The sequence below is a fragment of the Pseudomonas saxonica genome (genome assembly GCF_007858365.1).
GTDB classification, from domain to species: domain Bacteria; phylum Pseudomonadota; class Gammaproteobacteria; order Pseudomonadales; family Pseudomonadaceae; genus Aquipseudomonas; species Aquipseudomonas saxonica.
Genome location: NZ_VFIO01000007.1, coordinates 1 through 13,265, shown reverse-complemented (window position 1 = coordinate 13,265; position 13,265 = coordinate 1). Strand labels below are relative to the sequence as shown.

At 57.0% G+C, this 13,265-nt stretch carries 13 protein-coding genes; 6 read left to right on the top strand and 7 right to left on the bottom strand.

Translation table 11 applies throughout. The annotated features are described in order from the left end of the window. Nucleotides 1-25 precede the first annotated feature (25 nt). Together FJD38_RS25000 and ptrR are read right to left on the bottom strand one after the other, a co-directional pair. Nucleotides 26-151, bottom strand: a complete 126-nt coding sequence (locus FJD38_RS25000) for a PA1414 family protein (RefSeq protein ID WP_267129116.1) — start codon at nucleotides 149-151, stop codon at nucleotides 26-28. 127 nt (nucleotides 152-278) lie between these two features. Continuing rightward, entirely contained in the window at nucleotides 279-1,175 is an 897-nt protein-coding gene (gene ptrR / locus FJD38_RS16740; protein WP_122783862.1) for a putrescine utilization regulator PtrR, read from the bottom strand. Nucleotides 1,176-1,279: 104 nt separating this feature from the next. Here ptrR and FJD38_RS16735 point away from each other — a divergent pair, with 104 nt between their 5' ends. Then, a complete protein-coding gene (locus tag FJD38_RS16735; RefSeq protein ID WP_146386402.1) occupies nucleotides 1,280-2,461 on the top strand; it encodes an MFS transporter in 1,182 nt (393 codons plus the stop codon). Here the strand turns inward: FJD38_RS16735 and FJD38_RS16730 are convergent. Genes FJD38_RS16730 through FJD38_RS16720 form a run of 3 tightly spaced genes read right to left on the bottom strand, consistent with a single transcriptional unit; the run spans nucleotide 2,409 to nucleotide 4,658 of the window. Next, entirely contained in the window at nucleotides 2,409-3,338 is a 930-nt protein-coding gene (locus FJD38_RS16730; protein ID WP_146386400.1) for a DMT family transporter, read from the bottom strand. The two genes, FJD38_RS16735 and FJD38_RS16730, sit on opposite strands and share 53 nt — an antisense overlap. A 57-nt stretch (nucleotides 3,339-3,395) precedes the next feature. Next, a complete protein-coding gene (locus tag FJD38_RS16725) occupies nucleotides 3,396-3,800 on the bottom strand; it encodes a DUF2177 family protein (protein ID WP_146386399.1) in 405 nt (134 codons plus the stop codon). 21 nt (nucleotides 3,801-3,821) lie between these two features. Continuing rightward, complete coding sequence (locus FJD38_RS16720; protein WP_122783865.1) at nucleotides 3,822-4,658, bottom strand: CvfB family protein; 837 nt, start codon at nucleotides 4,656-4,658, stop codon at nucleotides 3,822-3,824. Nucleotides 4,659-5,014: 356 nt separating this feature from the next. Here FJD38_RS16720 and FJD38_RS16715 point away from each other — a divergent pair, with 356 nt between their 5' ends. Together FJD38_RS16715 and FJD38_RS16710 are read left to right on the top strand one after the other, a co-directional pair. Then, nucleotides 5,015-5,194 (top strand): hypothetical protein, encoded by a 180-nt coding sequence (locus tag FJD38_RS16715; RefSeq protein ID WP_003441690.1) that lies wholly within the window; start codon nucleotides 5,015-5,017, stop codon nucleotides 5,192-5,194. Nucleotides 5,195-5,383: 189 nt separating this feature from the next. Beyond that, a complete protein-coding gene (locus FJD38_RS16710) occupies nucleotides 5,384-6,106 on the top strand; it encodes a TorF family putative porin (RefSeq protein ID WP_146386397.1) in 723 nt (240 codons plus the stop codon). A gap of 369 nt (nucleotides 6,107-6,475) precedes the next feature. Here the strand turns inward: FJD38_RS16710 and FJD38_RS16705 are convergent, their stop codons facing one another. Beyond that, nucleotides 6,476-8,254, bottom strand: a complete 1,779-nt coding sequence (locus FJD38_RS16705; protein WP_167654280.1) for an ABC transporter transmembrane domain-containing protein — start codon at nucleotides 8,252-8,254, stop codon at nucleotides 6,476-6,478. Nucleotides 8,255-8,477: 223 nt separating this feature from the next. Here FJD38_RS16705 and FJD38_RS24570 point away from each other — a divergent pair, with 223 nt between their 5' ends. After that, nucleotides 8,478-8,654, top strand: a complete 177-nt coding sequence (locus FJD38_RS24570; RefSeq protein WP_167654279.1) for a PA1571 family protein — start codon at nucleotides 8,478-8,480, stop codon at nucleotides 8,652-8,654. Nucleotides 8,655-8,719: 65 nt separating this feature from the next. Here FJD38_RS24570 and pdxB read toward each other — a convergent pair whose 3' ends face one another. After that, complete coding sequence (pdxB, locus tag FJD38_RS16700) at nucleotides 8,720-9,862, bottom strand: 4-phosphoerythronate dehydrogenase PdxB (RefSeq protein ID WP_146386395.1); 1,143 nt, start codon at nucleotides 9,860-9,862, stop codon at nucleotides 8,720-8,722. A 226-nt stretch (nucleotides 9,863-10,088) separates the two neighbouring features. Between pdxB and tssI the strand changes: the two genes are divergently transcribed. Together tssI and FJD38_RS16690 are read left to right on the top strand one after the other, a co-directional pair. After that, complete coding sequence (tssI, locus tag FJD38_RS16695; protein WP_146386393.1) at nucleotides 10,089-12,476, top strand: type VI secretion system tip protein TssI/VgrG; 2,388 nt, start codon at nucleotides 10,089-10,091, stop codon at nucleotides 12,474-12,476. Then, on the top strand, nucleotides 12,473-13,265 hold a 793-nt coding region (locus FJD38_RS16690), incomplete at its 3' end, for a phospholipase D-like domain-containing protein (protein WP_482822459.1). The genes tssI and FJD38_RS16690, both read left to right, overlap by 4 nt.

Genomic DNA, 13,265 nt, shown 5'->3' with positions numbered 1-13,265 from the left:
GTTGCTTCTGCAGGAGGGTGCCAACTTAGCGACGACGTTGTGGCCGGCGGCGCGGATCTTCGACCGGAATCGGCACAGGCTGCATGGGCGGCTCGAGCAAACCCAAGGCAACGCCGAGGTCATGGAGCCAAGTTTGCAATTTGTCTTTCATATTTCCCCCTTGGGGTCACGCTGGCGACGTTAATTCTGCGATCGCTTCAGACAGATAATAGCCCTAAGTCCTACAAGATGCTTGCTTAAGGTCAATGAACTTTAGGCTAATCTCCTACATATAGGCGCTACACCGAAACGCCAGGTTGCAACGCTGAAACGCTGTCGGGCCGTGCCTGCTGGAGCTCGATCCAGGCGTTCAGGTTGGCGCCAAGTCGCCCTTTTCGCCACATCAGCCACGTGGTGGCGCTGGCAAAAGGTTGTTGCAAAGGATGTACACGCGCATTTTCGCGCCCCGGCAAGCTGGCCAGCATCGACGCGGGCATCAACGCGACCCCTGAACCGGCTACCACACACGCCAACATACCCTGATAAGACTCGATTTCCATGACCCGGCCCATCGCCGCCCGATCGCTGGCATACCAGGCCTCAAGGCGTGCCCGATACGAGCATCCCTGGCGGAAGGCAAACACCTCGCTGCCCTGTACATCCAGAGCACGGGAAATCGCAGGGCGGTCAAGATCACTGATCAAGACCAGTTGTTCCTGGCAAAACTCGACGCCATCCAGACCAGCCAACTCCAGCGGGCCATCGACCAGTGCAGCATCCAGTTCTCCGGTCAGTAGGCCCGTGAGCAATTCGCCACTGGGTGCTGACTGCACCTGCAGGTTCACCGCCGGATACGTCCGGTGATAGTGCGCCAACAGGCTGGGCAGATGAATAGCCGCCGTGCTGTACATCGTCCCCAACGTAAACGTGCCGGACGGCACACCCCCTTGAACGGCACTCAAGGCCTCATCGTGCAGGGCGAAAAGACGCGCGGTGTAATCCAGCAGCACTTTACCCGCGGGCGACAACTGCAAGCGTTGCCGTTCTCGCACAAACAGATCAACGCCCATCTGCTCTTCAAGTTGCTTGAGACGGGTCGACAGATTAGAGGGCACACGGTGCAAGCGCTCAGCCGCACGGGTGATCGAGCCTTCTTCGGCCACCGCCTGAAAAATCCGCAATTGGCTGAACTCCATTGCATTCTCCAAAACTGAATAAGTCACTCACTATTATTCATTTTTAATGAAAGTCAATGCTCGATAGCCTGACGGTCATTGTCTTCAGTCAGGAATCAGCAACCATGTCTCCCCTCTCACGCTTGATCGCAAGCTTTATCGCGCTCGTTATGGCGATGGGCATTGGCCGTTTCTCACTCACCCCACAACTGCCCCATTTGATCAGCGAAGGCCAGATTGACCTCACCGGTGCCGGCCTGATTGCAGCCGCCAACTACCTCGGGTATTTAGTCGGCGCATTGGATGCGATGCGCGCTAAACGTCCCGATCAAGTGCGCGCACGCTTGCACACCGGCTTGTGGCTGTGTGTCGGGCTGACGCTGGTGTCATTCTGGGCGCACGGCTTTTGGCCTCATCTGCTGCTGCGCTTCGGCGCGGGTATCGCCAGTGCCTGGGTTATGGTGATGATCACCTCACTGAGCCAGCAACTGGCAGTCAGTGCCAATCGCCCCCGCCTGGGTGCACTGGTGTTTGCCGGGCCGGGCGCGGGTGTATTGCTCACCGGCCTGCTGGCGCTGGGATCTAACCTGCTCGGACAAAGCTCGGCCACGTTGTGGCTGATTTACGCTGCGGCGGCGCTGATCATGGTGCTGGGTATTAGTCCTTTATTGCCCAAACCGGCTGTGCTCCCCACTCAGGCGCAGGTGCACTCCCACGGCGCCCGCCAACCAGGCATCAGCCGGCTGGGCGCCATTTATGGGCTGTATGGGTTGGGCTATATCATCCCCGCCACCTTTTTGTCGCAGATGGCCAGCGCACAGTTTCACGGCCAGTGGCAAGCCGACTTGTTTTGGCCCGCCTTTGGGTTGTGCGCAGCGATTGGGGTGGTGCTGATCAGTCTGCGCCGCCCTCATCCGGGCACCACCCGCTGGTGGTTAATGGGCGCTTTATGGGTTCAGGCGCTGGGCGTGTTGGCCTGCCTGCTGCCGAGCAGCGCCGGGCTGGCGCTGGGTGTGATCCTGTGCGGCACGCCATTTTTAGCCTGCATGCCGCTGGTGATGCAAAGCTCGCGAGAGTTGGCACCCCACGCCACGCAGCGCAATGCCGCTCTGCTGACCGCTTGTTTCGCCGTCGGTCAACTCTGCGGGCCATTGCTCGCCGCCCTCAGCAGTCATTTCAGCGGCGGGTTGCAGCCGGCATTGATGATCGCCGCCAGCGGACTGGTGCTGGCCGGGCTGCTGGCCGGACAGCGTGTCAACGCTCCAGTAACGCTCGCACCTTGCGACGGATCCACTGCTCGGCGCTGACACAGGTAATACCCAACAACACCAATACCGCGCCCGCTATGAAGTTGGCGCTCAAGGGCTCTTTAAGCACCAGTACGCCAAACGTGACGCCGAACATAGGCGTCATAAACGAGAACACCGCGAGGTTGGAGGCCATATAACGCTTGAGCAGCCAGAACCACACCAAGTAACTGAAAAATGACACCACCAGCCCCTGAAACAGCACGCTGGCGACCGCCACACCGGTCAGGCTGACATGGCTGATCTGACCGGTGATAGCAGCAATCACCAGCAGCCCGATAAAACCGACCATCAATTGGTAAAACAACGTCAGCGTGACCGGTGCCTCAGACAAGCGCGAGCCCCTCACCACCACGGTGGTTGCGCCCCACGCCATGCCCGCCAGAATCCCGCAGGCATCACCCAGCAACATGTTGCGATCCATATCAGCAAAAGACATCCCCCCGGCAAACGAGAAGGCGATGCCTACAAACGCTAGAAAAATCCCCAGCCACTGCAACGGCCGCAGGCGTTCGCTGGGCAACAGCCAGTTGACGCCAAGGGCGGTAAAGATGGGCGCGGTGTAGAGGAACACCGACATATGGGCGGCGCTGGTCAACGCCAGGCCTTGAGCGATAAAGAAGAACTCCAGACCAAACAACGAACCCGCCAGCAAACCTGCGCGCCAGGTGGCGGGCACTTGGTCCCAGCCACCTTTCCAGCAGATCAGCCCGGCCACCAGCAGCGCGGCGATGCCGGAACGCGCGGCTGCTTGCATCACCGGCGCGATGTCTGGGGCTGCAATTTTGATAACGACCTGTTGCACGCCCCAGATAAGGCACAGTCCCAACATGACCTGCAGTGCGAAAGCATCCGGTGCTCGCCGCGAAACACTCATAGTACTACCTGAAAAAGCTCAACAGCTCAGTTGTAAACTGGGAGGGATTAAAACGGATCAAGCCGCCATTTTGCGAGCGGTCCAATAACCCGAGAGTGAGGCGAGACAGGTCAATAAACCGCCCCATGCCATATCCATCAAGGCCAACTGGGCCGACCAGCCTTGCAGCGTCGCCCAGTTGGTCATGTCGTAAGTGCCATAGGCCACCAACCCAAAGAACGCACCGCCCAGTGCAGCTCTGCGCGCACTGCCTCGGCTCAGGGCCGGGAGTACCACAAAATACACTGCGCCCAATACGTACATCAGGTAGAAGACAATGGCTGGCCCCCACTTGGGCTGGGCCAGCATCAGTGGACCCAGCAGCTCTTTATAGGTAGAGCTCATGAGCACACCCAACCACAGGCCGTCGAGCACCAGAAAAGCCAGTAACGCACCGCTATACGCCCACACTGCCTTGCTCATGCCGACCTCCTTGGGTTGTATTCAGATCAACTCGATGCGGTCCGGGTGGATCGCGATCTTGCCTTCCTTGTAGAGCGCACCAATGGCTTTTTTGAAGTTGCCTTTGCTGACACCGAACAGATTGCTGATGACCTCAGGCGCACTTTTGTCGCTGACCGGCAACACGCCGTTGTTGTCACGCAACTGGCTGAGGATCTTGGAGTTCAAGCTGCTGGAGGCTTCTTGCCCGACAGGCTGCAAGCTCAGGCTGATTTTGCCGTCAGCACGAATCTCCTTGATATAGCCTTTCTCTTGCTTGCCCGCACGCATGAACTTGAAGATTTCGTTCTTGTGGATCAAGCCCCAGTGCTTGTTGTTGATCACGGCTTTAAAGCCCATGTCCGTGGCTTCTGCCACCAACAAATCCACTTCCTGGCCCACTTGATAGTTGGCCGGGGTTTTGTCCAGGTAACGGTCAAGACGAGCCGTCGCGGTAATGCGGCGCGTGTGCTTGTCGAGGTAGACGTGAACCACGACATATTCGCCGGCGGTCATCTGGCGTTTTTCTTCGGAGTACGGCAACAGCAAATCTTTCGGCAGGCCCCAATCCAGGAACACGCCAATGCTATTAACTTCCACGACTTTCAAGCTGGCAAATTCACCGACCTGAACTTTAGGTTTTTCAGTGGTGGCAATTAACTTGTCAGCACTGTCCAAATAAACAAAGACGTTAAGCCAGTCTTCATCTTCACTTGGAATATCTTTAGGAATATATCGGTTAGGCAACAGTATTTCGCCGTCTGCCCCACCATCCAGATACAAACCAAAGTTTGTATGTTTAACCACTTGCAAACTGTTGTAGCGACCGATTAAAGCCATGTCCAATACCCTCATTACGTGGGCGCATTCTACCCGAGTTTAGGTGGGCACATTGGCGCGGTGCCGCCCGGCCATCAAAAAAACGCTGAGACGCCTGATATATCAGGACTTTTTGTCGCACCCTGGATGCCATTCGTCAGTCAAAGGCCGGTCAGCAAGGGTTGAAGCCAGCCCCGCCAGCGTCTGAAAAGTGATGGGGTTATGAATTAAAACAGCGAGTTATAGAACTCTCAGGTGGACGACTATATGTATTCACTGCGCGCCCCAGTTATTTTAGAAAGATATTTAACAAGCATTTGTCAAGCCTTTCAGGTACTATCACCGACCTAGTTATTTTCTACAGGTCAATAGCCGCCATGCGCGTAAAAGCATCCGCCAGCAAAGCAAAGCCAGCTCCCGCTGTTGAAACCAGTGATTCCATCAATGCTCAAATCGAAGCATTCTTGAAGTCCGGCGGCGAAATCCAGCAAATCAACAAAGGTGTCAGCGGCCAAACTTTCGGCCCTTCCAAGCAAATTACGCTCGGCAAAAAGTAACACTCCCCGCGTCATCCGGTCCTTATGCGCTTTGCCCCCCAAGGCGCTAGGACTCTCGCCTGACCCTGTTTATTTCGCACAAAACCTTCTGATCACACAAAAAACTGACGAACGGCGTTCGTCGGCCGGCATTCATCCGTATGCTCTGAAGCGTCTAAATCAAGCCTTCCAGCTGCCAAGGAGGTCACTATGCTCACAAAGGCGTTACTGCTGACCGGCACGCTGCTGGCCAGCACGGCAGTGAATGCGCAAGTGTTTTCCCGCGAGCTGGGTGATTTCGACCTCAAGCTCGCCACGCAACCGACCCGCAGCATGGCCCAGGGCCTGGTGAAGCCCACCAGTCCCGGCTCGACCTTTCACGGCGGCCTGGATGTGACCCATGAAAGCGGCTGGTATGTGGGGCAATGGGCCCCGACTATGGGCATAAAACCCGGCAGCAACCTCGAAGTCGACTCCTACCTGGGCTACAAACACCCTTTCGACCAAAGCCTGAGCTACGAGCTGGGGTTGATTCATTACAGCTACCCCAAAGTTACCTCTCTCGACAGCCAGCAGATTTTTGCCGGGCTTACCGTGCTGGGCACCCGCTTTGGTGCGGCCTTCAGCAATGACCCGGACCGGCACGACAGCACGCTGTTTGCCGACCTGGGCGTCAATCAGCCGTTCGGCGTCGGGGTGCGCATGAAATACACCACCCACCAACTGGGCACCCCCGTGTCCATCGCCGAAGGTGGCAGCGTGCGCGCGTTCAATGACTGGTCGGTGACCTTCTCGCGCCCGTGGATGGGCATTGACCTGAACTTGATCTACAGCGACTCCAGTCTCGATGGCGCCGAGTGTTCCGCCTATTCAGGGCAAAACAGCCAGTGCGACGGACTGCTGACCTTCAAGGCCGAGCGTACCTTTTACTAGGCGTCAAAGCCTGTTCACGGACGCTTTGGCCTGCTCAACCCACTGGCATTTGCTTTACTCAAGCTGCTCGGCCTTCAGCAAACGGCGCCTATCTTCCGGGGTCAGACTGGCCTGGTAAGGCGCCTCGTGCCTCTCCTCGGAATACGAAGCAGACATGCCCTGCTCCCCGTCAGTTTTGACTGGGGAGTTATTAGATAAGGCAAAGAGCATCAATGTAGCCGCTGCCAAGGCACGAAGGCTGCGATCGAGCGCGAAGCGGTCGCAAACGATGCCACTTCGCAGTGTCAGGTTTTTAAGACGGCTCTGCCGCCGATCGCAGCCTTCGTGCCTCGTCAGCGGCTACAGGTTGTTATAGGTGCCTGCAGCTGCTTATACGCTTTCTGCCACCCCGCCATTAAATTGCAACGCCGCCAACCGCGCATACAGCGCATTACTGGCGATCAACTGGGTGTGGGTGCCAATGGCGACCAGCTTGCCTTGGTCCATGACCGCAATCCTGTCAGCGTTCTGCACTGTCGCCAGACGGTGGGCAATGACCAGCGTTGTGCGACCTTTCATCAAGCTGGGCAAGGCTTGCTGGATCAAATGTTCGCTCTGAGCATCCAGCGCACTGGTGGCTTCGTCCAGCAACAGTATCGGTGCATCCACCAACAGCGCCCGGGCTATCGCCAACCGTTGACGCTGCCCACCGGACAAGCCCTGACCGCCATCACCCAAATGGGTTTGATAGCCGTCAGGCATTTGCAAAATAAAGTCATGGGCATGGGCGATACGCGCCGCGGCTTCAACTTGGTCGGCGCTGGCGTGAGCATTGCCATAACGGATGTTGTCTTCGATGGTGCCAAAAAATAACGCCGGGGTTTGCGACACCCAGGCAAAACAACGCCGCAGGTCTTGCGGGTCTAGCCGGGCGATGGGCAGACCTTCGAGCAGAATCTGGCCACGCTGCGGGTCATAGAAACGCAGCAGCAAATCAAACAAAGTGGATTTACCCGCCCCTGAAGGCCCGACCAGTGCCAGAGTTTCACCCGCTTTGATCGTTAAGCTCAGCCCTTCAATCGCATGGTTGTCCGGGCGAGAAGGGTAGGCGAAATACAGGTCTTCAAGCTGCAAGTTGCCCTGCACACGCTCAGGCAAAACCTGCACATCACTCGCGGGAGGCTCAATCAGGCTTTTCGATTGCAACAACTCATCAATCCGTTGAGCCGCACCGGCTGCCTGCTGCAATTCGCCAATCACTTCACTCAGGGTGCCAAACGCACTCCCCACCACCAGGCTGTAGAACACGAACGCCGCCAATTCACCGCCGGTTATACGCCCGGCAATGACATCCATACCGCCGACCCAGAGCATCACCCCGACCGCACCAAGCACCAGCAAAATCACCAGAGTAATCAGCCAGGCCCGCTGCACGATTCGCTTGCGTGCGGTGGCAAAAGCGCTTTCTACAGTGGCTGCAAAACGCTGCTGGTCTTGCTGCTGATGGTTGTAGGCTTGCACCGTTTTGATCTGGCCCAAGGCTTCGGCCACATAACTGCCAACATCAGCGATCCGGTCCTGACTCTGGCGCGAGAGGTTGCGTACCCGTCGACCGAAAATAAGAATGGGGGCCAGTACCAGCGGCAGCGCCACCACCACAATGCTGGTGAGCTTGGGGTTGGTAACAAACAGCAGCACCACACCGCCAATCACCATCAAACTGTTGCGCAAGAACAAGGACAGGGACGAGCCAATCACCGACTGCAACAGTGTGGTGTCGGTGGTCAGGCGGGACTGGATTTCGGAACTGCGATTGTTCTCGTAAAACCCTGGATGCAGATCGATCAGGTGGTTAAACACCTGTCGCCGAATATCAGCAACAACCCGCTCACCAATCCAAGACACCAGATAGAAACGCACAAACGTCCCCACCGAAAGCCCCAAAACCAGCAACAGAAAAAAGCCAATGGACTGATTGAGCAAGTGCGGTGATTGGGTCATGAAACCCTTGTCGACCATCAGCTTGATGCCCTGTCCCATTGACAGGGTGATACCTGCAGTGACGATCAGCGCCAGCAAGGCACCCACAGCGTGCCAACGGTACGGCGATACAAAATGAGCCGCCAGACGAATGGCACGGCGTTGACGAGATGAAAGCATTCGGGGCATCCAGAGGGTGAATGTGCGTGAAAAGTCTAAGGCCTAAGTCAGGGAATATTTCTCACTCGCTTTGAATATGACCCATGACAACCAAGCCTAGGCCTTAATGTTCTAAAGTGAGGGTGGAAGTTTCAGGATATTTCTGTTGGACTGGGTTGGCCGCCAAGTTGTGTCACAACCTGGTCACTAAACGGAACTACATTAGCGCTACACCCTGATGAGGAGACAGGCCATGGATTTGCAACACAATGCTCAAGCGATTCCAGTGATTCGAACCCAACCACAGCAGTCACTGGGGTGCGCGATGATTGATGAACATGGAAAAGAAATTCTGATCACGGAAAAAATGATTCAGGACGCCTGCCACGAACTGGACAAGCGCTTGGTCAAGCCTTTTGGTAAAGACTGATTCTCATCTAACGCTGTGACGGCCCTCACCCTGACAGTGGCTGCCGTTACAGCGTTCGTTTCACCTCACACCAGCACAGCCCCCAAGGCCTTGACCAATTGCTTCAAGGCGACTGACTCACCTTCGACGTGCACCCTCAAACCCTCGATCTCACGACGTACCGGGTAGTTTTTGCGCAAAGCATCAAAGGCCAGTTTTTGCTCTTGGGCACTGCCCACGAGACTGCGGCGAAAGTCTGCATCGTCGCGACGCGGGTCGTAGACTCCACGACACAGCATGGCCAGCGCCCAAGCCGGGTCGCTGTCGGCACTCAAGTGAACACTCGCCAACCACGGTGCGGGCAGCAAGTCGACAAGCTGCACCTCTGCGGGCCGAGCGAGAAACTCACACAGCGCTTTATACACCTGCGCCGTTCCGCGCTGCTTGCCATCAAGGCTATAGCCCGCAATATGCGGGGTTGCCAGCACACACAAGTCCGCCAGCTCGACATCGACCTCAGGCTCACCTTCCCAGACATCCAGAACGGCTTGCAGGTCATCGCGCCGGGTCAGCACATCACGCAATGCGCTGTTATCCACGACAGCGCCGCGACTGGCGTTAATCAGCCACGCACCGGGCTTGAGCTGATTCAAGCGTTCAAGATCCAAGAGATGCCAGGTTGCATCACTTGCGCTTTTAGTTAAGGGGGTATGCAGGCTGATCACATCACACTGCTCGATGATGTGGGCCAAGCTTGCAAAATCGCCGCCTTCCTCTCTCTGACGCGGCGGATCACAGACCAGTACCTTGAAGCCCAACGCGCGTAGCACCTCGACCAGACGCCCGCCAACCTCACCGGCCCCCACCACGCCATAAGTACGCTGTACCAGGTCAACGCCTTCGATTTCGGCCAATGTCAGGAGGCTGCCGAGCACATAGTCCACCACGCCACGGGCATTACAACCCGGAGCACTGGCCCACTGAATGCCTGCCTGATCAAAATAATCCAGCGCCAAGTGATCGGTGCCGATGGTGCAGGTGCCAACAAACCTCACCGCGCTGCCTTCCAGTAACTCACGATCGACTTTTGTCACCGAGCGCACCAGCAGCACATCCGCATCATGCACATCGGTGCGGGTAATCTGGCGCCCCGGCAACCGGCGTATTTCACCGAATCCAGCAAAGAACGCTTCGATCAGCGGAATATTTTCGTCAGCAACAATCAACATGGCAGGCTCCTTTCGCGGAGAAGCAGTGTAGGCCTTGTTGTACGTCATGAGCCAGCAGGCTGTGGCTCATATGTTTCGCATGAAAGTTGATTAGTCCTACGCAACTACCGTTATTAACCTTGAAATCACGGGACGCATCCTACATCCAGAATGTAATCAGGATTGTTACCTTTCGCGACTCATTGTTCTGACGCGAGTCAGTTCGCCTTCGCGTAAGGAGTCGCTCATGGCAAGCGTTCTACCCCGTTTTCACTTCAGCCTAGACGGCCTGACCGACGACTTGCACGTACTGGCCTTCCAAGGCAAAGAGGCCATCAGCGCACCCTATTCCTTTGACATTGAACTGATCAGCGAAAACCCTAGCCTGGACCCTGAAGGCCTGTTGCACAGACCGGGGTTTCTGGCTTTCGGGGCACCGGGCGGCGGTATTCACGGGCATGTATACGCCGTTACCTTCAGTGATGAACACGCACCTCTGACGCACCTGATCATCACGCTGGTGCCGCAACTGGCCTTACTTGATCTGCGCACAAATCAGCGTATTTTCCAGCAACTTACGGTTGAGCAAATCATCAGTCAGCTGCTTGAAGAACATGGCATTTTCAGTGACGCTTACGCGTTTACGCTGGATGTGCAGTATCAACCGCGTAATTACTGCGTGCAGTATCAGGAATCCGATCTGCACTTCATCCAGCGCCTGTGCGAAGAGGAAGGCATTCACTACCACTTCCAGCACAGCCCGCAAGGCCACCGCCTGGTTTTTGGTGACGGCCAGAGAGCGTTTCCAAAACTTGATGAGCCTGTGCTTTACCACCCTGACAGCGGCATGGTTGCCGAAGAGCGGGTGGTCAATAGCTTCAAAGTGGCGCTGAAAACCCGCCCGACTCGCAGCACACTGCGCGATTACAACTTTGAAACTGCCAGTCGGGAGGTAAAGGCAGACAGCCATCCTGACAACCAACGCCGTGGCCCGGACTTGGAAGACTATGTTTACCCCGGCCATTTCAAGCTGCAAACGCGCGGCAGACTGCTCAGCCAGCGCACACTTGAACGTCACCGGATCGACTGTCGCCAGGCCACCGGCAAAAGTGATCAGCCGGCCTTCGCAACCGGCCATTTAATGGCGCTAGGCGGGCATCCCAACACCCTCAACAACAACCTGTGGCTGCTAAACGAAATCACCCATCAAGGCAAACAGCCTCAAGTGCTGCGCGCCTATGGCACGTCCGCAGCCAAACCGTCTGCGGACGGCTTTGATCAGGGCTATCGCAACGACTTTATCGCCACCCCGTGGGACGTGCCTTTTCGCCCCGCCTTAAAACACCCGAAACCCCGCGTTCTGGGTATGCAAACCGCCCGCGTGACCGGCCCGCAAACCGATGAGATCCACTGCGATGAATATGGCCGGGTGAAAGTTCAATTTCACTGGGACCGCCAAGGGCAATACAACGATCACAGCAGTTGCTGGTTGCGGGTGGCCTCGTCTTGGGCCGGTGACACGTTTGGCGCGGTCACGGTGCCGAGAGTCGGCATGGAAGTGCTGGTTTTATTTTTGCAGGCCGACCCTGACCACCCGGTCATCAATGCGTGCCTGTCAAACAGCTTGACCCCCCCGCCCTACCCATTGCCAGCCAACAAAACCCGCAGCGTATTGCGCAGCCGCAGTACCCCGGACAGCACCGGTTATAACGAACTCCACTTGGAAGACCGCAAAGGCCAGGAACGGATCTACCTGCATGCCCAGCGCGATATGGAGCAACGTATCAACAACGATTGGCGCGAGCAGATTGAGGGCGAACGCCACCAGCTCATCACCGGCAACAGCGTGTTGATGCTCAAAGCCGAAGATCAACTCACCGTGAGCGGAGATCGCAAGGTGCAACTGCTGGCCAACGACCATTGCGAAGTCGCCAACAGCAGTCATACCTTGGCCGGCAAGCTCATCGCCATCGAAGCCGGCCAGGAAATCACCCTCAAATCAGGCGCCAACCTAGTGGTGACAGCAGGCGCCACGCTCACATTGATGGCCGCAGGGCAGCACATTGTGATCAATTCAGGCGGCATATTCAGCAGCACACCGATTCAGTTGGGAGGTGCTCCTCTACCGGGCACTGCCGCCAACCCTCTTACGCCCATGACCGTCGAAGCTTTGGCCAGCGTACTGCAGCTGCCGCTTTCAACCCCGTCTTCTCCGTTGAGCGCCCTACCGGGCCAAAAGACAGGCAAAAGTACGTTTAACTCAGAGAAGAATCAGGGGTTGAGTATCAACCTCAGACCGATGCCCGACTTACCGGGGTATGAGAGCGAGCCTTACCGACTGCTGGCTGACGGAGTTCAGATACAAGAAGGCATAACCGGGCCTGACGGGCTCGTCGAGTTCAAGCCGGTCGCCAACTGCGTGACCTACAGGGTTGAGCTCGACAACGGCCATCATTTCAGCATGAGCCTCGACTCCCCATCCATAGAGTTGCCGGTTGATCCGTACTTGGCCCAACAAGGCCATCGCGCTTATCCGACGAGCGCCGATCCTCAGCATAGAGCCCGCAACTTGCCCGAAGACTATAGGGGGCACGCCGCGCTACCCGGAAAACCTAACGAGGAGCCGGACGCATGAGCTATCCCTACTCCCCCGAATCTTTCAAATTCGATCCCAACCAACCTATCAACCTGACGATGGACTGGTTCGCCAACACCTCCTATTACCCGCCCCGCGCCGGAGTGCTCACCGAGCCGCTGGTCAATGGCCAAGCTGCCTTTGGCGCGGTTCATGACGCCATCGAGAACGCCCGGCACAGTGTCGACATCATCACCTGGGGCTTTGACCCAGCCATGCGCCTCAAGCGCCCCGGCGGCTTGCGAGTGGGTGACTTACTGGCGGCCAAAGGCAAGCAAGGCCTCGCTGTGCGGGTGCTGGTGTGGCGTAATGTGCTGGCCGATTTCGTTGAAAAAACCCTGCCCGGCATCGGTCTGGGCGGCTCAGGCGGCACCGCTTTGGGCTCGGGGATCATGAACGGCACCGCCGCCGACAACGAAGTGTTTCGCCTGGATAAACGCCGCACCCAAAATCTGCAAAAAATCGGCCTGCTCGGTCAAGACCTGCTGCTGGCTGAGTACCTGCGCAAAAACAAATCCCCCAGCTACGACCCGGTTTTCGTGGCAAAAGCCGCCCTGCGCCTAAAGGAATGGCAAGACGAAAACGCCGAAATAAACCGCCTGGCGGAAGAACAGGAAAGCGCACAGGGTTACAACAAAATCTCCGGTTCCGGCGGCACCCAACACGACCCCTGGGGGCAGATCTACACACGAGACTGGTTCAAGAACGTCAATAGCTCGCGCATGAACAACGTCGAGTTCCGCACCCGCGACTTCGACAGCACCACCGAAACCGTCATGAATGACGAGC